The 25,620-nt window shown below is 36.0% G+C and carries 23 protein-coding genes; 8 read left to right on the top strand and 15 right to left on the bottom strand.

Annotation, left to right across the window (positions count from 1 at the left end; all coding sequences use genetic code 11):
• The first annotated feature begins 3 nt into the window (after window positions 1–3).
• Both EL260_RS13830 and EL260_RS13825 read left to right on the top strand, forming a co-directional pair.
• On the top strand, window positions 4–2,175 hold the full coding sequence (locus EL260_RS13830) for a S9 family peptidase (protein WP_123855908.1): 2,172 nt from the start codon (window positions 4–6) through the stop codon (window positions 2,173–2,175).
• 256 nt (window positions 2,176–2,431) lie between these two features.
• Complete coding sequence (locus tag EL260_RS13825; RefSeq protein WP_123855907.1) at window positions 2,432–3,037, top strand: DNA-3-methyladenine glycosylase; 606 nt, start codon at window positions 2,432–2,434, stop codon at window positions 3,035–3,037.
• A gap of 3 nt (window positions 3,038–3,040) precedes the next feature.
• Here the strand turns inward: EL260_RS13825 and mug are convergent, their stop codons facing one another.
• The gene (mug, locus tag EL260_RS13820) at window positions 3,041–3,544 is read right to left on the bottom strand and encodes a G/U mismatch-specific DNA glycosylase (protein ID WP_126367220.1); all 504 of its coding nucleotides are present in this window, start codon (window positions 3,542–3,544) and stop codon (window positions 3,041–3,043) included.
• 280 nt (window positions 3,545–3,824) lie between these two features.
• On the opposite strand from mug, the gene EL260_RS13815 reads away from it, so the two are divergent.
• Complete coding sequence (locus EL260_RS13815; protein WP_123855906.1) at window positions 3,825–4,142, top strand: DMT family transporter; 318 nt, start codon at window positions 3,825–3,827, stop codon at window positions 4,140–4,142.
• Window positions 4,143–4,453: 311 nt separating this feature from the next.
• Here the strand turns inward: EL260_RS13815 and EL260_RS13810 are convergent, their stop codons facing one another.
• From EL260_RS13810 to EL260_RS13785, 6 genes are all read right to left on the bottom strand, one after another.
• Window positions 4,454–5,155, bottom strand: a complete 702-nt coding sequence (locus EL260_RS13810) for a LytR/AlgR family response regulator transcription factor (protein ID WP_185145912.1) — start codon at window positions 5,153–5,155, stop codon at window positions 4,454–4,456.
• Complete coding sequence (locus tag EL260_RS13805; protein ID WP_123855905.1) at window positions 5,136–6,221, bottom strand: sensor histidine kinase; 1,086 nt, start codon at window positions 6,219–6,221, stop codon at window positions 5,136–5,138. Before EL260_RS13805 ends, EL260_RS13810 begins: the two co-directional genes overlap by 20 nt.
• 76 nt (window positions 6,222–6,297) lie before the next feature.
• Entirely contained in the window at window positions 6,298–6,684 is a 387-nt protein-coding gene (locus EL260_RS13800) for a DoxX family protein (RefSeq protein ID WP_123855904.1), read from the bottom strand.
• 442 nt (window positions 6,685–7,126) lie between these two features.
• A complete protein-coding gene (locus tag EL260_RS13795; protein ID WP_228445455.1) occupies window positions 7,127–7,630 on the bottom strand; it encodes a TlpA family protein disulfide reductase in 504 nt (167 codons plus the stop codon).
• A gap of 1 nt (window position 7,631) precedes the next feature.
• Window positions 7,632–8,060: a rhodanese-like domain-containing protein gene (locus EL260_RS13790; RefSeq protein WP_123855902.1), complete on the bottom strand. Its 429-nt coding sequence runs from the start codon at window positions 8,058–8,060 to the stop codon at window positions 7,632–7,634.
• An 82-nt stretch (window positions 8,061–8,142) separates the two neighbouring features.
• Entirely contained in the window at window positions 8,143–8,418 is a 276-nt protein-coding gene (locus EL260_RS13785; protein ID WP_123855901.1) for a hypothetical protein, read from the bottom strand.
• Between the two features lie 150 nt (window positions 8,419–8,568).
• Here EL260_RS13785 and EL260_RS13780 point away from each other — a divergent pair, with 150 nt between their 5' ends.
• The 3 genes from EL260_RS13780 (at window position 8,569) to EL260_RS13770 (ending at window position 12,310) form a co-directional block, all read left to right on the top strand.
• Complete coding sequence (locus EL260_RS13780; RefSeq protein ID WP_123855900.1) at window positions 8,569–9,684, top strand: SMI1/KNR4 family protein; 1,116 nt, start codon at window positions 8,569–8,571, stop codon at window positions 9,682–9,684.
• A 135-nt stretch (window positions 9,685–9,819) separates the two neighbouring features.
• Window positions 9,820–11,481 (top strand): FAD-binding dehydrogenase, encoded by a 1,662-nt coding sequence (locus EL260_RS13775; protein WP_123855899.1) that lies wholly within the window; start codon window positions 9,820–9,822, stop codon window positions 11,479–11,481.
• 25 nt (window positions 11,482–11,506) lie between these two features.
• Window positions 11,507–12,310: an SDR family oxidoreductase gene (locus tag EL260_RS13770; protein WP_123855898.1), complete on the top strand. Its 804-nt coding sequence runs from the start codon at window positions 11,507–11,509 to the stop codon at window positions 12,308–12,310.
• A 201-nt stretch (window positions 12,311–12,511) separates the two neighbouring features.
• On the opposite strand, the gene EL260_RS13765 is transcribed toward EL260_RS13770, so the two are convergent.
• From EL260_RS13765 to EL260_RS13730, 8 genes are all read right to left on the bottom strand, one after another.
• On the bottom strand, window positions 12,512–14,119 hold the full coding sequence (locus EL260_RS13765) for a T9SS type A sorting domain-containing protein (RefSeq protein ID WP_123855897.1): 1,608 nt from the start codon (window positions 14,117–14,119) through the stop codon (window positions 12,512–12,514).
• Between the two features lie 325 nt (window positions 14,120–14,444).
• The gene (locus EL260_RS13760; RefSeq protein WP_123855896.1) at window positions 14,445–15,242 is read right to left on the bottom strand and encodes a phosphatase PAP2 family protein; all 798 of its coding nucleotides are present in this window, start codon (window positions 15,240–15,242) and stop codon (window positions 14,445–14,447) included.
• A gap of 21 nt (window positions 15,243–15,263) precedes the next feature.
• The gene (locus tag EL260_RS13755) at window positions 15,264–17,681 is read right to left on the bottom strand and encodes a TonB-dependent receptor domain-containing protein (RefSeq protein WP_123855895.1); all 2,418 of its coding nucleotides are present in this window, start codon (window positions 17,679–17,681) and stop codon (window positions 15,264–15,266) included.
• 36 nt (window positions 17,682–17,717) lie between these two features.
• Window positions 17,718–18,470: a COG4705 family protein gene (locus EL260_RS13750; protein WP_123855894.1), complete on the bottom strand. Its 753-nt coding sequence runs from the start codon at window positions 18,468–18,470 to the stop codon at window positions 17,718–17,720.
• A gap of 80 nt (window positions 18,471–18,550) precedes the next feature.
• A complete protein-coding gene (locus EL260_RS13745) occupies window positions 18,551–19,585 on the bottom strand; it encodes a sulfite exporter TauE/SafE family protein (RefSeq protein ID WP_123855893.1) in 1,035 nt (344 codons plus the stop codon).
• 94 nt (window positions 19,586–19,679) lie between these two features.
• Entirely contained in the window at window positions 19,680–20,975 is a 1,296-nt protein-coding gene (locus tag EL260_RS13740; RefSeq protein ID WP_123855892.1) for a sensor histidine kinase, read from the bottom strand.
• 209 nt (window positions 20,976–21,184) lie between these two features.
• Complete coding sequence (locus EL260_RS13735; protein ID WP_123855891.1) at window positions 21,185–21,859, bottom strand: response regulator transcription factor; 675 nt, start codon at window positions 21,857–21,859, stop codon at window positions 21,185–21,187.
• A gap of 90 nt (window positions 21,860–21,949) precedes the next feature.
• Window positions 21,950–22,939, bottom strand: a complete 990-nt coding sequence (locus EL260_RS13730) for an aldo/keto reductase (RefSeq protein ID WP_123855890.1) — start codon at window positions 22,937–22,939, stop codon at window positions 21,950–21,952.
• Window positions 22,940–23,127: 188 nt separating this feature from the next.
• Here EL260_RS13730 and EL260_RS13725 point away from each other — a divergent pair, with 188 nt between their 5' ends.
• Both EL260_RS13725 and EL260_RS13720 read left to right on the top strand, forming a co-directional pair.
• Window positions 23,128–24,402: an NAD(P)/FAD-dependent oxidoreductase gene (locus tag EL260_RS13725; RefSeq protein WP_123855889.1), complete on the top strand. Its 1,275-nt coding sequence runs from the start codon at window positions 23,128–23,130 to the stop codon at window positions 24,400–24,402.
• Window positions 24,403–24,441: 39 nt separating this feature from the next.
• Complete coding sequence (locus EL260_RS13720) at window positions 24,442–25,440, top strand: SDR family oxidoreductase (protein WP_123855888.1); 999 nt, start codon at window positions 24,442–24,444, stop codon at window positions 25,438–25,440.
• The last annotated feature ends 180 nt before the right edge of the window (window positions 25,441–25,620 follow it).

Genomic DNA, 25,620 nt, shown 5'->3' with positions numbered 1-25,620 from the left:
TATATGAAGAATATAAAAAAAATAACGGCTATTGCTTTATACTTCCTGTGTCTGTCACCATTGGCTGCACAAAAGACGCAATGGACTCCTGATGGCAATGCTTATTATTCATTCACTAAAAATGGCGTTGGGATTATTGATGTACTGAATCCTGGAAAGGATCAGTCTTTTTTAAGTAATAATGAATTAATTCCTTCTGGAAGTGCTACCGCTTTAGTAGTACAGAGCTTTCAGGTATCACCGGATGGCAAAAGCTTATTGCTTTTTACCAATACCCAGAAAGTTTGGCGGGATAATACGCGTGGAGATTACTGGATCTTTGATAAAAATACTAAGAAGCTCACTCAGCTTGGGAAAGATCTGCCCACATCATCATTAATGTTTGCCAAGTTCTCTCCTGATGGTAAAAAGGTGGCTTATGTATCTAAACACAACATTTACATTGAAGACCTTTCCAATAATCAGCTTACTAAAATTACGAATGATGGTACAGATGGAATGATTAATGGTACTTTCGATTGGGCCTATGAAGAGGAATTTGGTACACAGGATGGTTTCAGATGGTCTCCTGACGGAAGCAAAATTGCTTACTGGAAGCTGGATGCACGAGGGACAAAGAACTTCCTGATGATTAATAATACAGACAGTCTGTATTCATTTACCGTTCCTGTAGAATATCCGAAAGTAGGTGAAAATCCTTCAGGATGCAGCATCTGGTTCTATGATCTTGCCTCAAAATCTTCGAAGAAAGCAAACATTGAAGGCGACGAAGTACAACATTATATTCCCAGAATGGAATGGGTGCTGGATTCTAAATCTATTATTCTACAGCAACTGAACAGAAAACAGAATCAGAGTAAAATTATGGTAGCAGATGCTCAGTCCGGAAGCAGTAAAACCATTTATACAGAAACAGATAGTTCATGGATTGATATAAAATCCCGCTGGAATGAGAATGACCCAAGTGGCTGGGATTGGATTAACAATGGTAAAGAATTTCTGTGGCTTTCTGAAAAAGACGGATGGAGACATATTTATAAGATAGATATGAATGGCAAAGAAACATTGATTACAAAAGATGCTTTCGATGTGATAAAACCTGAATTTTTTGATGTTCAGAATAAGCTGATTTACTTTTTGGCTTCCCCTGACAATGCTGCTCAGAAATATTTATATAAAGTAAGTATGCAAGGCGGAAAAGCCAACAAGATAACTCCTGAAGCGTACACCGGATCTAATCAATATACCATATCTCCGAACGGAAAAATTGCTATGTTTAATAATAGCAACGTAAACTCGCGTTCAACAGGTGCCGTGGTATCATTGCCGCAACATAAAGAGCTTGTAGCTGCTAAGAGTATTTTAAAAGCAGATCCGGCAAGATCTAAAGCTGAGTTTTTCCAGATAACAACCCAAGACGGAGCTACATTAGACGGATGGGTGGTAAAACCTAAAAACTTTGATCCCAACAAAAAATATCCGATTGTTTTCCTGGTTTACGGAGAACCGGGATCACAAACGGTAACAGATAATTTCAATGCCGGCCGAAATGGTTTATACATTGGCGATATGGCCCAGGATGGCTATTTATATGTTTCCCTTGAAAACCGTGGAACTCCTGCTCCTAAAGGACGTGAATGGAGAAAATCGATTTACCGTAAAATTGGACAGCTTAATATCCGTGATCAGGCTATGGGAGCAAAAGCGCTGTTTGCAAAATGGTCTTATGTGGATACTTCAAGAGTGGCTGTTTGGGGCTGGAGCGGTGGTGGTTCTTCCACATTAAACCTTTTAGGGCAATATCCTGATATTTACCAGACCGGAATTGCTATTGCTCCCGTGGCCAACCAATTATTCTATGATAATATCTATCAGGAACGTTATATGGGCCTTCCACAGGAAAACAGAGAAGATTTTGTAAACGGTTCTCCTCTGGCTTATGCTAAAAATCTTAAAGGAAATCTGTTACTGGTTCATGGAACAGGTGATGATAACGTGCATTACCAAAACACAGAAGTTTACATTAATGAATTGGTAAAATATAATAAACAGTTTCAACTGATGTCCTACCCTAACAGAACCCACTCTATCAGTGAAGGTGAAGGAACATCATTGCACCTGGCTACAATGTTTACCAAATACTTAAAAGAACATTGTCCTCCGGGAGGAAGATAAGTTATGCAATAGAAGTCTCACAGTAATGTGGGGCTTTTTTTGAGTAAGGAAGATGGAGGCTGGAAGCTGGAAGTACTTGAAACGAGAAAGCAATGTGATTTCTTTTTACTACTTTTAAGAAGAAGTTAAAATGTCATTCAGAAGTTATAAACGGAATAGTAACTTCCAGCTTCCATCTTCCATCTTCCTATCTTCCATTCTTTCATTTAACAAATTATCACTAATTTTGAGTAACCCTATCTCTAAAATAAACCCCTTGAAACTACCACTCTCCTACTATTCTAATCAAGATGTTCTTTTTCTGGCTCAGGATCTTCTGGGTAAAGTGCTCTTTACAAAAATTAATGACGAAATAACAGCTGGAATCATCGTAGAAACTGAAGCCTACAATGGAATATCAGACAAAGCTTCTCATGCTTATGGTGGAAGGCGTACAGATCGTACAGAAACATTGTACAGCCATGGAGGAGTTTCCTATGTGTACTTATGCTATGGAATTCATCATCTTTTCAATGTAGTGACTTCTGTGGATGATGAACCGCATGCGGTTCTCGTGAGAGCTATTGAGCCGTTAATCGGGATGGAAATTATGGAACTCAGGAGAAATATGCCGGCTTCCAAAGCTGCGATTTCGGCCGGTCCCGGATCTGCTGCTAAAGCATTGGGGATTGACCGCTCATTGAATAAAAAAGATCTGAACGGATCTGAAATCTGGATTGAGGATCATGGGATTCAGTATTCTGCTGATAATATTGTTGCCGGACCTCGTATAGGAGTTGCTTATGCGCAGGAAGATGCTCTGTTACCATGGCGTTTTTTTATAAAGGGAAATAAATATGTGAGCAAACCGAATACAATATAGATTTTATAAGGGATGAATGGCCTGATAAAGCTCTTTATAATAAACAACAAGATCATCCAGAGAAAAGCCTCGGTTTAAACCACTCGTATTAGGTAACACCCAAACTTTCGCCTCACAAAAATCCTCTGACTGTAGCCCCCATTGAATTTCTTTCTTTTTAGAAAATGCTTTATAGGCTGCTTTACCAAGAAAAGCTATATATTGAGGTTGAAATTCCGTTATTTTGGCTGTAAAAGCTTCAAGTGCATCATCAAATTCTTCTTTTGATAGCTCATCTGCCCGTGACGTAGCTCTTGCAACCGCTGTTGTCAAACCACATCCAAAGTCTAAAATTGAAGTATCATTTACTGCTTCAATTTCGTAAGAGGTAAACCCTGACCGATGAAGAACCTTCCAAAAACGGTTGCTTCTCCCTGAAAAATGATGCCCATCATTAGAAGATTTTAAACCGGGATTAATCCCACAAAAAATAACATCTAGATTTGAAATAATAATATCTGTTAACATATTTGAAGTAAATTAAATAAGATACATCTGTTCTCATTTTTATAGCTTAAAGATATCAATATTCCAGTTACTCAACCTTAGGTTGGAGGTAAGATTTTATCGTTTCATTCTTAATATGATACGATTTATCTGCCTTTTTTGCAGGGTCACTTAGTTTATCGCTCTGAATATGAAAAGATCCAGGTACCTTTGCAGGGTAATTATGAAGGATGAAATAGCCTATTAAAGAGCAGTAAAACTTAATCATAGATCTTCATTCCTAATCATTAAAATAAATAATATGAACTGGATTGCGTTAATTATTGCAGGAATTTTTGAAATCGGATGGCCGTTGGGTCTTAAGCTATCTCAGCAACCTGAAAATAATAAATGGGGTTGGATCATGTTTTCGATTGCATGTATGGCAGTTAGTGGCGGATTTCTCTGGTATGCTCAAAAAAGTATTCCCATTGGAACAGCATATGCTGTGTGGACGGGAATAGGTGCAGTAGGAACGTTATTGGTGGGAATTGTATTTTTCCAGGACTCGGCAAGTATTTTGAGATTATTATCCGCATTATTGATCGTAGTGGGAATCGTTGGACTTAAACTTTTTTAAATAAAAAATGGCTTAAGATTATTGCTAATCATTAAGCCAAACCATTATTCAACATTAGAATAATAAACCAACTACATTATATTTACTTTTATTATGCTTTAGTAAAAGTCCACATCAGTAGGAGATGTTTTCTTAGTAATGATTTTATTGTGATAAGATAGTTTAGATCATTTCTTCCTACATCCATTCTCTAATCATTTATTATTATTTCAAAGATCAATAAATAATTATCAAATTGAAAAAAACATCTATCAAAGAGAAATTAGGGTCTATGAATTGTTTTTAAATAGGATCAAGCTTAATCAAATAGGTTACCAATCAATAAACGGTTTATAAGTCCTCCCAATCGGAAGTTTTTTCCCTTTAACCTGTACAATATTTGCTGATTTCACCTCTATCTTATGTTTGGAAATAATATAAGATTTATGAATACGGGTAAACATGTTAGGATTCAGACTTTGCTCTATCCTGCTTATCGGCATTTTAAAAGTGAAAGTCTCCGTTTTGGTATGGATATGAATGTATTCCCTTAAACTTTCGATATAAAAAATGTCCTGAAGAATGATTTTGATCTGTTTTTTACCACTGCTGATGAAAATATGGTCACGCTCAGATATTTCCAGCAAAGCATCTTCGGCTTCCATTAAATATTTAAACTTACCAACAGCTGTAACAAACCGTTCATAAGGAATGGGTTTCAGTAAATAATCTGCAATATCCAGTTCATAGCCTTCTATTGCATATTGATGATAGGCTGTTGTTACAATGACAAATGGAGGATTCTTCAGTTGTTTCAAAAAATCAAAACCTTTTACTACAGGAAGATGAAGATCTAAAAGCATAAGGTCTACCTCGTGAATGCTCAAAAGATTACTTGCATGCACGGCATCGGAACACTTTCCTATAAAATTCAGTTCCGGATCACGGGAAATAAAAGTTTCCAGTATTTCTGCAGCAATGGGTTCGTCTTCTACAATAATGCAATTGTATTTTTTAGAGGCTGGATGTATCATTGAAATCAATTTTGAGTTGAACCATATATCGGTCACTTTTGTCGTTCACAGTTAGCTTGTGTTTAGGGTAAAGCAGTTCAAGTTGACGGCGGATGTTTTTAAGTCCTATTTTTGTAGAATGCTGATGGGGTATTTCTTCTTTGGAATTTTCAATACGATAGGTAAGAATTCCGTTTTTCAGTTCAATATCAATGGTGATATAAGAATCTCCCAGACTTTCGGAAATACCATGTTTAAAAGCATTTTCAACAAACTGAATCAGGATGAGCGGTGAAATTTCCTGAGCAGGATTGTCAATATTTTCCTGTAAATGTACACTAAGATGATGATGTCTTATTTTCTGAATCTGTATATAATCCTTAATATTCTCAAGGTCTTTTTCTATAGAAATATTTTTTTCAGCAGCTTCATAAATATTGTACCGCATGATTTTGGAAAGCTGGAGAATAGCATCAGGGGTTTCATCTGCCTTTTTAAGAGCCATTCCGTAGATATTATTCAGTGTATTGAATAGGAAATGAGGATTGATCTGGGCTTTTAACATTGTAAGTTCCTGATCCAGCTTTTCCGATTTCAATTGAGAAATCTGCTCTTTCAGCATGTTTTTCTGCCTCGTAATCTCTACCCCGAAAACCAGTCCTACCATAAAAATAAGATCCATAAAGGAATTGAAAGCAACCAGACCGTTGATAAATCCGGAAGGCTGTTTGCTGTCTAAAGTCTCTATAACACCATAGATACAAGGATAAATAATATAATGAGTGAAAATCCGGTGTCCTAAAACTGCCAGTATCACGATCAGAACATAGAAAATACATTGAATAACCTTAGTAAAATGTATCTTTTCATATACATACAACAAGGAATAGGCAAGAGGAATTTTAATCAATAAATAACCCAATTCAAGAATAAGCGTATTCTGAAGTCTCAACTGCCAGATGAAATCCGGAAACTGGTATCTGGACCAGTAAAAGTCAAGATAAACTTCCAGAATATAATACAATATCCAAAAAAACAGATGAATTTTTAGTTTAGATTTACGATCTGATGTTACACTTATTGCCATTTAAAAATATAAAATAATAAGATTCAGTCAAATATAGAAATATAAAGTCTATCAATGTCTGCGATCTATCTATAAACTACCCTACTTTATTCCTTAAGATAATTTTAGGAAACATGAGATTGATAAAACTGAAAATTAACAGAACATTAAATTCGATCCCATTAGTTCCTCCGCCTACCACAAACCAACCATTTTCCCAATGAATAAAGTAGATCCCTAACACAAAGATCAGGATGTTACAAATAGCAACAGGTTTTATACATCGATCTATCCAAATTAGGAAAACGGAAGCAAAATGGATAAGCTTTACTATCCAGGCTATATACAGCCCTATTGGAGAGAATCCTATCATATCCAGATAGTTTATGCCAAAACGATTGACATCTCCACTCAAAATAGAGATTACACTATGCATAAACAGGATAACAGAGAGTGCAAGTCTCAGGTAGTAGTTATTTTTCATGAAACTAAGGTAGTTATCATGTAGAAATAGTAGGTTTTATCATATATCAATTGCTTTTAACAGCATACGAAATTCTTTTCATTGATTAAAAATCATTCTTTATGATCTGTTATAACTTATTTTATTTCTGATAGTTAACAAATGTTTCTATTTATTTACTCCTCTTTTATTAATGATTTATTGCTTATTTAAAGGTAAATTAACATTTTAATTATTCCCTTAATTGTGATTTTTATAAATTAAATTCTTATTTTTACAGTATTAATTACAGAAATTAATGAAACTTGACTGAAAAAACTCATCAATTGGAAAATATTTCCCTCTATAATTTTCTGATTGGTGAGAATAGCTAAATTCAGCGTCGATTCTAATGCACAAATAGCTGTCAATGTAAAAAGAGTGGCCATCCTGACCACTCTTTTGTATTGTTATTCTTTCGGTCTTAATTTTGACCTAAATTTTTCTTTAAAAATTCTTCAAGTTCCTTTTCATGAAGATTCTTCGCAATAATCATCCCTTCGCCATCAATAATAACATTAAAAGGAAGTTCATCTATTTCATAAGCTTTTGCAACAGGGCTCTTCCAGAATTTTAAATCACTGATCTGTATCCAGTTGATCGTAAATCGGTCAATAGCTTTCTGCCAGCTTTCTTTATTTTTATCTAAAGAAACACCCACAATTTCAAACTTATTGGTTTTCACCTGATCCGAATAAGTTTCATACAGCTTTTTCAGTTCAGGTTGTTCTCCTACACACGGAGCACACCAGGTTGCCCAAAAATCAATAAGGATAAGTTTTCCTTTTTGGCTTGAAAGTGAAAATGAAGATCCATCCGGTTTAGACATTGTTATTTCAGGAGCCTTCTTCCCTATTTCAATTTTGTTTTGAGCGAATGCAAATCCAGAAAACAGGCCCAAAAACAATATAATAAAACTTGTTTTCATATTAATCATTTGTTGGATAATCTTTATCCAGCCAATCGGTTTTTATATTTTTAGGAAGATTTAAAAGCTTGGCGTTTTTAAAGCCCATCTCCATCAATACATTAAATGCAGGACGGATGTTCGGACATTTTACAAAAGGACAGCATCCACAATAGATTACAATTTCCTTATTTTTAGGAATGTCTTTAAGATAAATTCTTAATTTTTCCAGGTTTTCCGGCTCATGGGTCGGACCAATGTCTACCGAACCTTTAATGATAGCTTCAGGACCTACAGAAATGATTAATAAATCCTTAGTCTTGTGCTTTACAATTCTTGAGGCTAATAATGCCGGATCCATCAGCTGACTGTCTTTCCACGGATCCTGTGTTTGTTGTGCCTGACTGAAAATGGAGCACACAAAGCACACCATCATAAACAAATACTTCATACTTCTATTTTTCACAAATATATAAATGATTTGTTGAACTTTAAAAGGTTTCAGAGCCTGTTTCCTGATTATTACAGGTATTTTAGAGGTTTTCATTCTTTTTTGGAGTAATATGGACTACATTAGAAGCTCCCGGTTCTATAATCAGTCGGGTACCAGCTCCTCTCTCCTGCTCCCGTCCCTGAATAGCAGAACCTGTAGTCAATGTCAGTTTTCCCTGGAAAACAGGATGTGGCGGGAGTAAGGATATCTCAATCTCGTCTTCTTCAAGCTGTATGATAATAGATGCTGCGTCAATGCTGTATCGGTTTCCATCTTTATCTACGGCAAATACCGGATAAGGTTTAGGTTTTTCCATTGTAATATGATTTTTAACAAAGATAAAACTTCAAATGAATTCTCTTTTTGTAATTTAGTGGTGAAAAACAAATCATAGCCAAGTATGGATTGTGGTTTTAGGTATTTCAAAGTACCTTTTCTGATTTAAAATAAATTTTCTTTTTATTCTATGAAAATCAATCCTCCTGAACATTGGACCAACTTTATAAAAGTTTTTACTAAAAAATTCAACGATGAGATCGTTGCTGATGTAGTCCGTGTATTCCGTACTATGGAAGATATTCAGGAGCGCTATGATACTTATGAATTTGAAGAATTTATTCCCGGATATATTCCGATTGCAGACGATTCCGGAGGACAGGTTGCTGTTATATCAAAAGATGGCAGAAATACAAAAGTCTATCTGAGTTCGTATGGAACATTGCAGGAAAAGTATTTTGAAGTTTTGGATCGGGATCTGATGCATTGGATGCAACGAAAATTTCCTTTTGAAAGAATACAAAATACCATTTCAGAGGCGGATATTGAGAGAAAACAAAAAGAAAATACAATTTTAGCTCAGACAATAGCTTCTTTTCCCCCTATTCTGCAGTTTTTGAAAGAACCTGTCATTATTGAAGGAATTGCCTTACCGGAAAATTATGCTTCTGTGGAATATATTTATTATTTCCAGGATGGGTACCATTACAATTCGGTAGAAAATAAAGATCTGACGGGTAATGCTCCTGGAGAATTTAAACCAAGCTGGATTGTTTTAGCATCCAATTATTTTGCAGATCCTTTTTTTATTGATTTAAATGAAGCTAAACATGATTTTCCTATATATTTCGCCTATCACGGACAGGGAAATTGGGAACCTATACAAGTTGCTGAAAGTTTGAAAGTATTTCATAAAATATTGAATGAGATTCAAAACTTAAGAGCTGATAAAACGAGTCTAATTGATTATTTTGATGAAAATATAGATCTGGAAAATCCTTTATGGAAAGAAGTCTATACAAGTATTGAAGAAGAAAGCGAAGAGGAAGAAGAGTCAGAGGAGCCAATAGAAATATATGAATTAATAGGTTCAGAAGCCCGTTTGTACATTACTGATATTGGGCCTAATAAAATGAAGGTCATTGCATTACTGAAAAAAGAGTTTGGTATCTCCGGAACCGAAGCTCTTGAGCTCAGTAAAAAGCCAAAAATATTATTCAAAACCGGGTACAGCAAATGGCTTGAATATGACCGTAAGCAATTGGAAGAGCTTGGCGCCAGTGTTGAATTTGGGCCTTTAACCTAAAACGTATTCATTGATTTCTAATCCTATAGCTATGTATGCTAATTTCTTATGATTTTTGAAAGTGCTTTGCTTATTTAAATCCAGATATTTTATACATTTATATAAAGTATTGTGAACTAAAAAAATACCTTTATCATGGAAGAAACATTCCAGCCTGATGCGATTATCATAGGAACCGGATTGGCAGGGCTTACTGCGGCAATGGAAATCACAAATGCCGGAAAAAAAGTAATGCTTCTGGATCAGGAGACTGAACAGAATATTGGCGGACAGGCTTTCTGGTCATTTGGAGGTCTTTTCCTGATCAATTCCCCCCAACAACGGAGAATGGGAATTAAAGACTCCTATGAATTGGCCTTACAGGACTGGAAAGGAACTGCTGGTTTTGACCGTTATGAAGATTACTGGCCCCGCAAATGGGCAGAAGCCTATCTGAAATTTGCTGCTGGTGAAAAGTATGATTACATTTCCAAGTTGGGAATCAAATTGATGTTTATGGTAGGCTGGGCAGAGCGGGGTGATGGATCTTCCACGGGACACGGAAATTCTGTTCCCCGTTTTCATGTAAGCTGGGGAACAGGAACAGGTGTAGTAAAACCCTTTGTTGAGAAAGTATACAAAGCGAAAGAAAAAGGACTGTTAGAGATGAAGTTCAGGCATAGAGTTACAGAACTGATCGTCAAAAACGGAAAGGTACTTGGCCTGAGAGGTGATATTCTGGAAAATGATGCGCAGGAAAGAGGTGTTGCCACCAATAGAAATATTATTTCACAATTTGAATATTCTGCACCCCATATAATAATTGCCTCAGGAGGTATAGGAGCCAATCATGAATTGGTAAGAAAAAACTGGCCCGAAAGATTAGGAACACCTCCGGAAAATATGGTGTGTGGAGTTCCTGCTTATGTGGATGGTAAAATGATTGGTATTGCTGAAGATGTAGGCGCTGATATCATCAATCGTGACAGGATGTGGCATTATACGGAAGGGCTCCAAAACTGGAATCCCATCTGGCCGAATCACGGGATAAGAATACTTCCGGGACCTTCTTCCCTATGGTTTGATGCTATAGGAAAACGTCTTCCTGCTCCTTTCCTGCCAGGATTTGATACTTTAGGAACATTAAAATACATTCAGGATACAGGATATTCTTATTCCTGGTTTATTCTCACACAAAAAATCATTAAAAAAGAATTTGCACTCTCTGGTTCAGAACAGAATCCGGATATTACCAATAAAGACTATTCCCTTTTTCTGAAAAGGATTTTTGGCAAGAAAGCTCCCGGTCCTGTAGAAGCCTTTAAAGAGCATGGTAAAGACTTCATTGTATCAGATAATCTGAAAGACCTGGTGGAGAAAATGAATCAACTGGCAGGTAATCATCTTCTGAACTATGAAAAGATAAAATCCCAGATCGAAGCCAGAGACAGAGAACTGGATAATAAATTTTCAAAGGATACACAGGTTAATTATATCAGGAGTACCAGAAGTTATTTAGGAGATAAACTTGGAAGGGTTGCTGCTCCGCATAAGATTTTATTGCCTGAAAATGGACCTTTAATTGCAGTACGGCTTAATATTTTAACCCGAAAAACACTAGGTGGGATAAAAACCAATCTGAACGGGCAGGTTTTAAAAGAAGATGATAGTCCTATTGAAGGGCTTTATGCAGCAGGTGAAGTCGCAGGTTTTGGTGGTGGTGGCATGCATGGTTACCGGGCATTAGAAGGAACATTTTTAGGTGGATGTATTTTTTCAGGAATGAAAGCCGGAAAGTATATTGCCGGATTAAAATGATAATTCAAATGAATAAAGACATACAATGAGCAACTATTACAATGATAAAGTAGTCTGGATCACAGGAGCTTCATCAGGAATTGGGGAAGCTTTGGTAAAAGAATTAGTAGAGAATAGCAATGCAAAAGTGATTCTTTCTTCCAGAAATGAAGAACAACTCTATGAAGTGGCAGAAAGTATCGGGCTTACCGTGAATCAATATGCGGTAATCCCATTAGATCTGAAGAACTATAAAGAAATGCCTGCAATAGCCGCTAAAGCCATAGCAACTTTTGGGAAAATAGATATTTTAATTAATAATGCAGGGCTATCCCAGCGTTCTTTAGCGATGGAAACTGATATTGAAATAGATAAACGCTTAATGGATGTTGATTTTATCGGGACAGTAGCATTAACTAAAGCGGTAGTACCCTATATGATTCAAAATAAAGGAGGACAGGTTGCTGTAGTTTCAAGTCTTATGGGAATTTTCGGAGCTCCGATGCGCAGTGGCTATGCAGCTGCAAAACATGCTCTTCATGGATTCTTTGATGCTTTGCGTGCAGAATTATATGCGCAAAACATTTCGATAACAATAATCTGCCCGGGATTTATACAAACCAATATTTCCATTCATGCAGTAACTGGTGACGGCTCTTTACAGGGAACAATGGACGATGCCACTAATAATGGAATGCCCGTTGATATTTTTGCAAAAAAAATGCTGAATGCCATTGAAAAAAAGAAGAATCAAAAAGCCATTGGCGGCAAAGAAGTATTGGGCGTTTACCTGAAACGCTTCTTCCCTGCCCTGCTGGCAAAGATCATCCGAAAAGCAAAAGTAGTGTGAGGAACTTTTTTAAATAATAATTATATATACAATTTTTATAATAAGTTCTATTCTTAGTGATTCTACTCTGTCATTCTGACGAAGGAAGAATCTCATCTACAGTTTAGATTATCCTTCATCAGAATGAAAATTATATATAAGGCTTCTTAATGCAAAAAACCACACAAAAAGTGTGGTTTCTATCATTTTTAGTATAAAATATTATTCTATAATGATTTTTTTTGTCAGTTTTTGTGTACTATGTGGGATCGTCAAAAAGTAAACTCCTTTTCCAAGATGACTTGTATTGATCTTTGTTTTTAAACCATCCAATTTCTGTTGATGAACTGTTTTTCCCAGCATATCTGTGATTGAAACCTCCATAGAAGGTGTAAAATAATCAAGTTTTAAAGTAACGTGATCTTTTGCTGGATTTGGAAAAACCTTAGCGGTAACAGCATCATCTTTCACAACCTCGTTAGTAGCCAATTGAATTTCCGGAGCAAGTTTTACAACCCAAACATCATCATTTCCGTTATTTACTGTTACATCGCCATTGTTTGAATTAGAGCCTCCGGCAATTATATATCCACCGTCTGTAGTTTGAATAACAGAATTAGCACTATCAACTCCCGATCCTCCAAAGCATTTTTGCCATTGAATATTTCCTGTAGGAGTAAGTTTTACAGCCCAATAATCATAAGAAAGAGGTATTTCTCCGGTACCTGATCCTGAAGGGGGATGATATCCTGTTACCTGACCATCATTTGAAGCGGTGCTTCCTACAACCAAATACCCACCATCAGTGGCTTGAATAATAGAAGAAGCCAAGTCAGCTTTGCTTCCACCCAAAGCTTTTTGCCATTGGATGTTTCCTGTTGCATCTATTTTTACAACCCAGTAATCAGTTCCGTCGTGATTTTCCGTTACATCTCCATCATTAGAAAAAGCATGACCTGCTACAATAAAACCTCCATCTGAAGTTTTTACAATAGATGTTGCTAAATCCTGATGAGAACCACCTAAAGATTTTTTCCAATAAATCACTCCGCCATCAGAATTCAATTTTATGATCCAGTAATCTTTCCCTCCATGGTTTCCTGTTACATCACCATTGTTGTTTTCGGCATATCCGGCAACTACATACCCACCGTCTGTAGTTTGAACAACGGAAGTAGCTCTGTCATCTCCTGTTCCTCCTAAAGATTTTTTCCATTGGACATTTCCATCAGAATTTATTTTTACGATCCAATAGTCTATATACCCATTATTTCCGGGTACATCACCATTATTATTTGAAGAAGAGCTTCCCACAAATAGATATCCACCATCTGTTGTTGAGATCATTTTACTGATAGCATCATAATTGGTTCCTCCAAAAGCTTTTTTCCAATAAATAACTCCGGCATCAGAATTTAATTTTAAAGCCCATCCATCTGTAAATCCATGATTTCCTGTCACATCACCATTGTTTGATTCGGAAGTTCCGGCAACCACATATCCGCCATCTGCCGTTTGAATGATAGAGCTTGCATAGTCGTTTCCTGTTCCTCCCAAAGATTTTTGCCATTGAAGAGTTCCTGTTGCATTTAATTTTATGAGCCAGTAATCTGAATTTCCGTGATTTCCGGTTACATTACCATTATTGGAAGCAGAAGTTGCGGAAATCATATATCCTCCATCTGCTGTTTGAATGATAGAGCTTGCATAGTCACTTCCTGTTCCTCCTAAAGATTTTTGCCACTCTATAGCTGGAGCCTGTGCCATACTAAAGCCTGAGAAAAAGAGCCCAGCCAATACAGGCAGCATTTTTTTGTAATTGAATTTCATGGTTTTTTAGTTTATTTTGACGTGCAAAATTATAATTTATAAAGAAATAAATATCAACAATTCTAATCTATTTTAAAATTATAGAAAGATTTGCTTATTCTGCATGTGAAGTTGCAATTTTATACCAGAAAGTTAATTTTTGAAAATTTGTTTTTTTTAATCAATGAACAATATTTTTAGTCTGAATATGAGGACTCGGCGGCCCAAGGCCGCCGAGTCTGTTTATCAATTTTTTGTATTTAAATGTCCTTAAAAAAGCTTCATTCAAATGTATTTAAACCTTATCTTTAAAATCTTAATACTACTTAATGCCTTAAAAATGAGGTCAGAAATTCTTCACCAATCCTATTCCTACTATTTTATTCTGATAGAAAGGCATAACCATTGTAGAACTTGAGAGGTTTTTAGCTTTACTTTTTCCACGCAGCATAGTATCAATCCTTGGGAAAAGCCAGTAGGCCAATTCTGTGGATAGAATTCCAAATCCAGCACCTGCAACAACATCTCCCAGCCAATGTTTGTCATTCAACATTCGATATACTCCTGTAAATATAGCGAACGGATATCCGGAAAGGCTGAGCCAGAAATTGGTATCCTTATATTCTCTGAACATAAACTGAGCTGAAGAAAAAGCCGTCGCAGAATGTCCGGAGGGAAAAGAAAGTGTGTTTGATCCATCGGGTCTCTCTTCTTTGACTAGATATTTTAAAGGCATAGTAAACGCTGCAGAAATCAGCTGTGAAGAAGCATAGATAATCGTTCGGTCTCTCAGGTTATGTTTTCCTTTTATTCCTATAGCATTCAATCCGTATACCATCACTGCAGGAGCATATTGGGTGTAATTATCCAGGTTCATTCGTGCCGGTTGATGTTCATTAATCTCTGTACGGGTAGAAAAATTAAGCTGTTTAAGCTTATCTGATGTTAAACCCGCTACTCCATAACTGATAAACACTGCAGGAATAATCAAACTTTTATAATTCAGTTTATTGGTATGGATAGCAGACAGGCTATCTTGCTTAGGCTCAACAATAATAGTATCATTATTCTGAGCATTGATTTTGCTAATAACTGAGGTGAAAACTAGTAGATAGATCAGTAATTTTTGACAGGACCTTTTCATTTGACGTAGATTGGTTTTAAATTAAAACTTATAACTGTATCCCAGTCTTACAACCTGGGTTTCGTAATAGTCATTGCTGGTATAGGCAAACCCCATCCCCTGAATATTTTTCTTAATAACCATAGTGTTGAGGAGATCAGAAGCATTTAAGAAAAGCTCTCCTTTTCCTTTTTGAATTGCTTTTTTCAATCCAATATCCATAGTGAATCTTGCTTTTATTTTTCCTTGAGGAATAACATCCGGTGCCAGATAAACTGCTGTAGCCTGAAGATTCAGCCCTTTTGAAAAACGAAAAATATTATTCAGCTTTATATTTCCGGACACTGCGGTTTGTCTATCAGCAGAAAATGTATTAGGTTCAGGGTATAAATTTTGAACGGTAAAGGCATTGATCTGGTTGCGATAGATATTTCCATTGATATTGAATGAATATACATCAGAAACCTTTTGATTCCATATTGCTTCTAACCCTGTATTATAACTTTTGTCTGCATTTTGAAAGATGGCATAGATCAGATTACTGCCTGGTACAATGCTGGAGATCCTGGTAATGGTTCCATTCGCAAAGCGGTGATACAGGGCAGAATATAAATATCCGTTATCCCAATTATATTTATATCCCAATTCAATGGAATTCGTAAACTGTGGTCTTAATGCCGGATTTCCAACCTTGATGATTTCGGCATCATCATATTTTGGAAATATTCTGATATCTACCTCATTCGGACGGTCTACTCTTCTGTTATAAAATACTGAAAACTTGTTACGATCGTTAAGTTTATAAGCTAATCTAAAATTGGGAAATGGCTGAGTATAATTATATCCATCACTTTTATAAGTAGGATGATTAGGGTTCACATCATATTCAATTTTTACGTATTCTAATCTTAATCCAAGTTCTGCTTCCCATTTTTCATTCTCAAAAATATAGTTTCCATAGACGGCCGGAATAAATTCTTTATAGTCCGCTTTACCCCCAGCCGATACATCCAGTACTGAATTTGCTCCGGGAATAAAGTTCATATTGGTAGGGATACTTCTGCTTCTCAGTTTAATTCCTGTTTCAATTCTTCCATATTTTAACGGCTTGATATAATCTACATTGAAATCATATACCTGCTCATCTGACAAAAGTTTAAAAGCATCGGTTCCGGTAGAAGCCGGTAAGTAATTATCATAGAAATATTTTTCATCTTCCCTGTGAAATGTATAATTGAATCCAACATTTAATAAATGACCTGCTTCTTTAAACTTATGCTGATAAGAGGCACTCCCCATGATTGTCGTTTTCAGCTCATCTTCCAGAAATTGCCACAGACGAAGGCGCTGAGATTGATCTCCGTTAAAAAATGGCTGATCTCCACGGTCAATAATTTTTTCACTTCCGTACATTCCTGAAACCGTCAACGTATTGTGTTCATCAATATTCCAGTCTAATCCTGCTTTTGTAGTAAAGAAATTGGTATTTCTGTTCCTTTTCAGCTGAGAATTGATAACCGTTCCATCATCGTAAGTACGGGTTACAAATTCATTTTTATTCAGCGTTTCCGTGTATAAATTATCGGCTTGTAGAAATAGATTGACCTTATTTTTTCTATAGTTAAGAGAAAGAGACGGATTAATTTTAGGAGTCAATGTATATTGAGGTCTGATGGTTGGTAAGTTCTCTTTTCTTACCCACAATGAACCCAGCCCTGTGGTAAAGCCTACTTTCCCGTTCCAGCCATTCTGTTTATTTTTCTTCATGATGATATTGATGATTCCGGCATTACCGTTGGCATCATATTTTGAAGAAGGATTGTTGATAATTTCAATTTTATCAATAGCTGAAGACGGAATATTATCAAGTCCTGTCTGGCTTCCAAATCCGGTAAGAGCGGTCTGCTTACCGTCAATAAGAACGGTTACCTTGTCATTTCCTCTCAATTGTACTTTTCCATCCTGTACAGTAATACCGGGAAGGTTCTGCATACTTTGCAGTACGGATCCTCCACTTTGGCTGATATTATCCGCTACAGAATACGTTTTTTTATCAAGCTTGTTATCCAGTTCATTTTTTTTAGAAGCAGATACCACTACTTCTTCAATTGTTGTTTCCTTTTCCTGTTTTCGGTTGAGTTCTATTGTTGGGATCTCTAAAAATTCAGAAAGACTCCCGATAAACACCGATTGTCTTTGCGTATCATATCCTGCCATAGAGGTCTCCAGAAGATAATGATCCGGTTTTACCCCAGCAATAGAAAACCTTCCCTCTTCATTGGTGATGGTTCCGGCAACAAATGCTGTATCTTTTTCCTTTTTTAAAATAATATTGGAATAACGAAGTACTTCCTTATCCTTGGTAGTTACTTTTCCGGAAAAGGTTACAGAAGTGACTTGTGCTGTAATCATAGAAGAGAGAGCAACAGTTGGGAAAAGTAAAAATTTCGATCGATTCATTATAATTAGGTCTTTAATTACTTATTGTATAAAATTTCAGTTTTGAAGAGCTTGTTTGTTATTGTGTTTTCGTTGTGAAATAAGAATCATCACTACCATTAAGAAAATAGATACCAAAGAGGCATTGATGGTTCCCAAATCAAAGCCTCCTTTTGCAATCGGTTTGGTTAAGAGATCCCCAAACGTAGCTCCAAAGGGTCTTGTAAATACAAAGGCAATCCAAAACAGCACAACATGATTGATTTTGGTAAAATAATGAAGCAGTACAACGATTAAAATGATCAATCCGGTAATAAAAGCTCCCGTCATATATCCAAGTCCCAAATTATCACTCAGGAAATCTCCGAATGCAGTTCCAAGACTGTTAGAAAACAAAATGGCTGTCCAGTAATAGAATTCTTTATTTCTTTCAAAAATGGGATATACATCAAGATTGTTATACTTTTTATACCAAAAAAAAAGTGAAAGTAAGAGCCCGGAAAAAAGGATAAGGCTTCCTGCTAAATACCCGGCTTTTAATGTTCTATCAATAAAATCTGAAATTTCTGTTCCCAGTGTGGTTGTTCCGATAATCACCAGCCAGTACACTGCCGGAATATATTTTTTGATACGGAGTTGTATAGATAGTATAAAGATGAAAAAGAATAAGGTAATCAGAATTCCTTTAGTGTAACCTAAATTCAGAGTCATGGAAATAAAATCTCCAAGGGTCTCTCCTAAGGTGGTCGCTACAATTTTCATGAGCCAGAAAAGTATAGTGACTGCAGCTACTTTGTTTGCCGTTCTCATTGTATCTATTTTTTTATTAGGTTAAATCTTCAAAATGTTAAATTCTCTGTCTTTATATTTTCCACTCATTATTTATATTGCTAAGCTTTAAATTTTGTCAGAATATTATCTTTATAACAATAGAATTCATGAGATGTCTTTTTTCCTAATACATATACTTTCTCAACATGAACTTCATCATAATGTGCCATGAGTGTATGATACTGTTCTTTCAGATGTCCGGACAATTCGTCAGGTTGCACACTCCTTTCTATTTCTATTCCTCCTTGAGCTTTATATTCCATAACCACACGCGTATTTCTCCAGGACATGGTGTAAACATTTTTATTTGCTGTAGATGAAGAATTGATCTCAATTTGATCTTGTTGAACAATTTTTCCCGAGGTACTTGAGAATAATGTAATCCCAGAAACTACCATAGCTGCATATCCTATCTTTTTGAACAAGTTTTCACTGAGATGAGGAAGAATATACTTCACGGTGTAAGAAGAGACAATAGCTGCTATTGCAATGGCAATTCCCAGCCATAAAGCCATATTAGAATATAATCCTAATGAAATATAAATGATAAGTTTAATAAGGTGAAGAAAAATTTCATTGGCGGCGCGGGTGGCTACAATTTCTTCTTTTTTAAGCCCGAACTTTAGATAAAAACGATTAAAAAGCAATCCTACAGCACCTGTGATCCCCGAAATGAAACCTGCAGAAAAACCAATAAATGCCAATGCAGATTTTGGATATTCTTTTCCAGTTTCCTCAGCTTTGTTCTTAGAAGCAAAGAGTTGTGGTACATTAGCAATCAGGAAGAATGCTACAATTAATTGCAGATAATTGGGATTTACATATTTAATCAGATAAGCACCCAACAGAACAGCTGGAATAGAAAATGGTACAAACCATAGAAATATTTTCCAGTTGATATGCTGCTTAAATACTGCAATACGGGAAGCTGAACTTGTAAACGTTCCGATTGTTAAAGAAAAAGGGACTAGTGAGGTAGGAAGCAAAAGATTCAGGATCGGAATCAGAATGAGACTTGCACCGCCTCCACAGATAGCGCTGATCCAGAATGCAAGAATGGTTCCTGCGAATAAAAGGGCAATTTTTAAAATCATTTCTAAATAAAATTTACACTTCAGTACGTATATATTTTCAGTACAAAGATGCCAACCGATTTAGAATTAATTTTGAATTTTTAGATTGTAAATGTTAAGAAAATGATAAACTGACAGAAAAAATATGATAGCCGTTTTCAAACCTGTAGCTGATGATCCAGTGATGAAATTTACAGATTTCCTGGATGATAGATAAACCTAGCCCACTTCCATTACTATCCGCTGATAATTTTGAAAACCGTTTAAATAATAATTCTTCATCCAGTTGTTGAGTTCCTGAATTGGAAACTTCAAAGACAGAATCCGTCAACCTTATTGAGATCAATCCATTAGGAGTGGTATGTCGGATAGCATTGATGATAAGATTATTAATCATAACCTCAGTGAGACTGCTATTACCATTTACCTTAACATTAGAGGCTATATTTTTCTCCAGAGCTATATTTTTCTGCTCAAAATGTTCTTCAAGAATGTCAATACTTTGTGTTAGGATATGGTCAAATGAAATACTTTCAGAATTATCAAACTGATGATTGTCTATTTTGGCAAGCAACAATAAGTTCTTATTAATACGGGAACTTCTGGTAAGTGCTTTATTCATATCCTCCACAATGCGGTATTGCTTTTCAGTAAGATCCTGATCCTGCAGCAAAAGATCCAGCTTGTTTTTAATAATGGCAAGTGGAGTCTGTAGTTCATGAGACGCGTTTTCCGTAAACTCTTTTTGAGTTTTATAGACAGAGATATTACGTTCTATCAGTTTTTGAACAGATTGATTCAGTTCCTGAAATTCTGTGATATCAGATGTTGGGAAATCTATTTTACTCTGGCTGTTAAGATTAAAGGTTTTTAGCTGGTTAAGAGTACTTCTGAAAGGTTTCCAGATAGATGCGGAGAACTTTCTGTTCAGATAAAGAATTCCTACCAATATTACTACAAAGAAGAATACCGTGACCATTGCAAGGATCCCAATTGTTTCATGAGACTCTTCAATATTGGTTTCTACAGTAAACAGATAAGGTTTATCATGGATATATACTACCTTTTTCAGGCATCGATAACGTTCTTTTTTTTGCTCAGAGATAAATGGTAGATGTTTTTCTGTAATATAAACACTGTCTTTCTTTATTTGATCTTTGGTAATTCTTTCAATATCGGTTTCAGGTTGAATATGATTCCAAAGATCTATACTCTGTTCCAGTTTTTCATCGGAAAGCTGTAAATGATTGAATTTATAGGCTGTTTTCTCTACAATAATCTGATTATGTTCATCCAGTTCATCCTGCCAGATGGTATCCACTACAAAATAATACACAGGAATACTTATCATCAGAACGATAAGTACATAGATGATAAAAGGTTTGGTGGTTTTGCTAAGTAGAGGTTTCAAATGGTGTAGTTCAAGGTTTAATATTTAACATGTAAAGTTGGTGTACTTTGACATGGAGATCTATTTTTACTGTATGCAATTTAGTATTTTATTGGTTGTGATCTTACCCGTTAAAAGGTTGAAAATATTTTATTATTTTTTCACTTCGAATGGAGCTGGAAACTTATTTTTTAGATCCCAAATCACGAACCATGAATCCCGCGACTCATTTAAGCTTCCCACTTATACCCCGTCCCGTAGACCGTTTTAAGATAATGTCCACATCCCGCATCATATAATTTTTTCTTGAGATTTTTTACATGAGCATATACAAAATCATGATTATCAAGCATGTCGGCAAAGTCACCAGAGAGATGTTCTGCAAGAGTACTTTTAGAGATTACTTTGTTCTTATTCCCTATAAAATAGATTAAGAGATCAAATTCTTTTTTGGTTAAAGAAATAATTTCATCATTTACTGCTACTGTTTTTGCCAGTAGGTCAATCTGAAGTTCATTTTGCTTTACAACATTGGAACTGCTGAACTGTTTTCTACGAATAATGGAATAGACTCTTGCCATCAGCTCAGAAAGGTGAAAAGGCTTGGTAAGATAATCATCCGCTCCCAATTTTAAACCTTCAATCTTGTCATCCAGAGCATTTTTGGCAGATATGATAATAACTCCATCCTGTTTATTTTGCTTCTTTAATTCCTCCAGAATCTTAAGCCCATTTCCATCGGGCAGCATAATATCCAATAAGATACAGTCGTACTCGAACATATCTATTTTGGTCATGGCTTCACTGAAAGTAGCAGCATTTTCACAGAGATAATTTTCCACAGATAAATATTCAGAAATACTCTTGGCGAGTTCTGCTTCGTCTTCAATAATTAGAATTTTCATGCGATAAATCTATGATTAAATTTTGAAGAAATTTTGAATTTCCAACAAAATAAGCCTGAGAATACATTGAATGAAAAACAAATTGATGTTCTATTGAGGAACCTCTGCTTTTTCATAAATCAATCCTTCTGCTTTCAATTCTTGCCAAAAACCAAGAGGAATCTGAGTGTGCAGTGCTTCCAGATTACTCTGTACCTGTGCAGGTTTACTGGCACCGGGAATAATAGAAACAAAATCTTCTGAAGCAAGTACAAAATGAAGAGCTGCATCAACAATATTGATTTTATATTTCTCTGCAATGACCATTATTCTTGCCCGTTTTTGTTCCATCCCTTTTGGAATCACATCTGTATAATTATACCGTTCACGTCCTGTAATATATCCGGAATTGTATCCTGCTCCAGAAACCAGTTTTACTCCTGCTTTTTTTACTGCCGGAAGAAGTCTGTCCACTGCATCTTCATGTTCCAATATAGAGTATTGGGTAGCAGAAAGGCAAATATCAGGGTCTGCAGATTCAATACAGTCTAGAATAGGCTCAATTTTATTGACTCCCATTCCCCATGCTTTGATAACTCCCTGATCCCTCAATTCGGAAAGAGTTTTAAAAGCTCCTTCTCTAGCCTGCTTCAAGAAATAAGGATAGCGGTCACCTACCTGATCTTCAGACAGGTCATGAATGTAAACAATATCGATATGGCTTAATCCGGTTCTTTGCAGACTCTCTTCAATAGATTTTTTTACAGCATCTGCAGTATAATTATGTTCGAAATCAAAGTTCAGAGGATTTTTCCACATGGTAGGCGGTACTTCAGATTCCGGAACCTGATGAAAGAGCCTTCCTACTTTTGTGGAAAATATAAATTCATGGTGATCTTTATTTTTAAGAAACTCCCCAAACCTTCTTTCACTTTTGGTGAGCCCATACCAGGGAGATGTATCATAATACCTTATTCCTGAGTTCCAGGCAGTTTGAAGAATATCATGAGCTTCTTCATCTGTTATATTTTCAAAAGCAGTACCTATAGCAACTCCTCCTATTCCTAACCTGTGTTTGTCTGTTAAAAGCGTCGTTTTCATATCAAAATATTTTTATGATGTTATATATACCGCTGCAAACATCATGCAGTTCAGCCTTTTTATTGATTCCTTACAGGTGGATATGAAAAATTTAAGGTCTTCTTATAGGATGTTAAATATTTATATTTTAAAGCATTTGGTCTTGTTCTTGAATGAATTACACTACACTATTTCAATATCCACTTAATATGAAAAAGCATGTTCTAATCGTAGGGGGAGGGTTTGCAGGTATTAATCTTATCAAATCCCTCAGGAACGACAAGAGATTCAGAATTACTTTGGTAGATAAAAATAACTATCATTTCTTTCCACCGTTGATTTATCAGGTGGCTACTTCATTTATAGAAGCTTCAAATATCAGTTATCCCTTTCGGAAACTGTTTTCAAATAATAAGAATGTAAAATTCCGCATGGGAAATCTGATCAGAATTTATACTCAAGATAAAACCATAGAAACAGATACAGGAATCTTGGCGTATGATTATCTCGTTCTGGCTTTAGGCACAGAATCTAATTTCTTTGGAATAGAAAATGTAAGGAAGCATGCCCTTCCCATGAAGAATATAGAAGAAGCACTCTACCTGAGAAATCACATCCTATTAACGTTTGAAAAAGCGGCCCGGAATAAAGATATAAAACAAGCTGAAAAACTTCAGAATATTGTTATTGCAGGAGGCGGACCTACAGGCGTTGAACTCGCCGGAATGCTTGCAGAAATGGGGAAATATATTGCTCAAAAAGAATATCCGGAAATTAAATTAGGACTTTCCCATTTGTATCTGGTAGATGCTCTTCCTTCCCTACTTTCACCGATGAGCAATATGGCCAAGGAAACCGCATATAACAAACTCAAAGAACTAGGTGTGAAAATTATTCTGAATGGGGCTGTAAAGGATTATGTGGATGGTAAAGTTATTTTAAGTAATGGTGAAACAATTGAAACAGAAACCCTGATCTGGACGTCAGGAGTCATCGGTCGTGAAGTTCAGGGGCTGCCTGAAAAAAGCATCGGAAAAGGAAAACGACTGTTGGTAGATGCTTATAATAAAGTAAATGAAACTGAAAACGTGTATGCATTGGGAGACATTTGTCTTATGCTTTCTGAAGAAAAATATCCTAACGGGCATCCTCAGCTTGCTCAGGTTGCTATTCAGCAAGGTAAAAATCTTGCGGCCAATTTTAAGCGTATAGAAGATGAAAAAGTATTGGAACCTTTCCAATATAACGATAAAGGAAGCATGGCCATTATTTCGAAATATAATGCCGTTGTAGATCTTCCGAAATATTCTTTCAAAGGATTTGCAGCCTGGCTTACCTGGCTTTTTATCCACATTATTCCTCTCGTTGGTTTTAAAAATAAAATTCAGCTTGCCTTTGACTGGTTTCGGTTGTTTATAACCAATAATCCATCCATCAGGTTGATTTTATATCCCAAAAGAAATACGGAAAACGGATCTTCTTAAATCTTAATTAATAAATAACTCATACTTAAATCCATTGATATGAAAAATAGTAGAAAACCTCCGTTTTTTGGAGAAACAGTAGTCATTACCGGGGCATCCAGCGGAATTGGTAAAGCTACAGCAGAAGCTTTTGCCAAGCAGGGAGCAGATCTTGTTCTTGCAGCCCGTAATGAAGAAGCTTTGAAAGAAACTGCAGACCTATGCAGAAGCCTGGGAGTTGCCGTTCTTGCTGTTCCTACTGATGTTTCTGTTGCAGAAGAAGTTGCCCATCTCGTAAATGAAGCCCTTCAGTTCAGCGGTAAAATTGATTATTGGGTGAATAATGCAGGTGTGCTCGCATTGGGAAAATTTGAAGAAATTCCTGTAGAAGTTACCGATCAGATTGTTAAAACAAATCTTTTGGGATATATGTATTCAGCACATGCAGTACTTCCTGTTTTTAAACGTCAGAAAAAAGGAGTATTACTCAATAATATTTCAATTAGTGGCTGGATGCCGGCACCTTATGGTACGGCTTATACCGCTTCAAAATACGGTATTCGGGGCATGACTGAAACGCTACAAGGCGAAGTGTCAGACTTTCCAGATATTCACATTTGTGCATTGTATTCCGGTTTCCAGAAATCTTCAGGCATAGAACACGCTGCCAATTATTCAGGAATAAAACTGAGTACTCCTCCTCCATCATTTGACCCCAGAAAGCTTGCGGCTTCCATTGTAAAAACAGCAAAGAATCCCGCAGACGCTTCTTATCCAGATTGGTCGGCTGTTGCTTTTAAAGGCATTTATGAAATATTTCCCGGCCTTGTCCGATATGTTTCTTCGTCTGCAATGCGAATGGTGATGAAAAAAGCAAATAAAGACGAACAGACGGGAGGAAATGTACTGGGACCTTCAAGAGGAAATACAGGAATTGACGGAAAATCATTGGTTTCTATTCCTCCAAAACCATTGCTTTGGGCTGCAGCCGGAGTTTTAGGAATAGTGGCCGCTAAATTTATTTTTTCTGGAATTTCAAGAAGAATTAATGAAGCCTAGTAACAAAATATAAATCGGCTGTAATAGCGGATACTTACATCTGTTTTACAGCTGATTTACTTCATTAAAAGGGTCTGTTTATGTAAATTAACCAGAAAAATAAAGCCTTTTATATGTTTCAAGGAAAATTTTTAAAGGGCTTTTTAGGAGTGTTTTTATAAGATATTTCATAAATTTACA

The organism is Chryseobacterium nakagawai (genome assembly GCF_900637665.1).
GTDB lineage: Bacteria > Bacteroidota > Bacteroidia > Flavobacteriales > Weeksellaceae > Chryseobacterium > Chryseobacterium nakagawai.
This window is presented reverse-complemented; position numbering and strand designations above follow the sequence as displayed.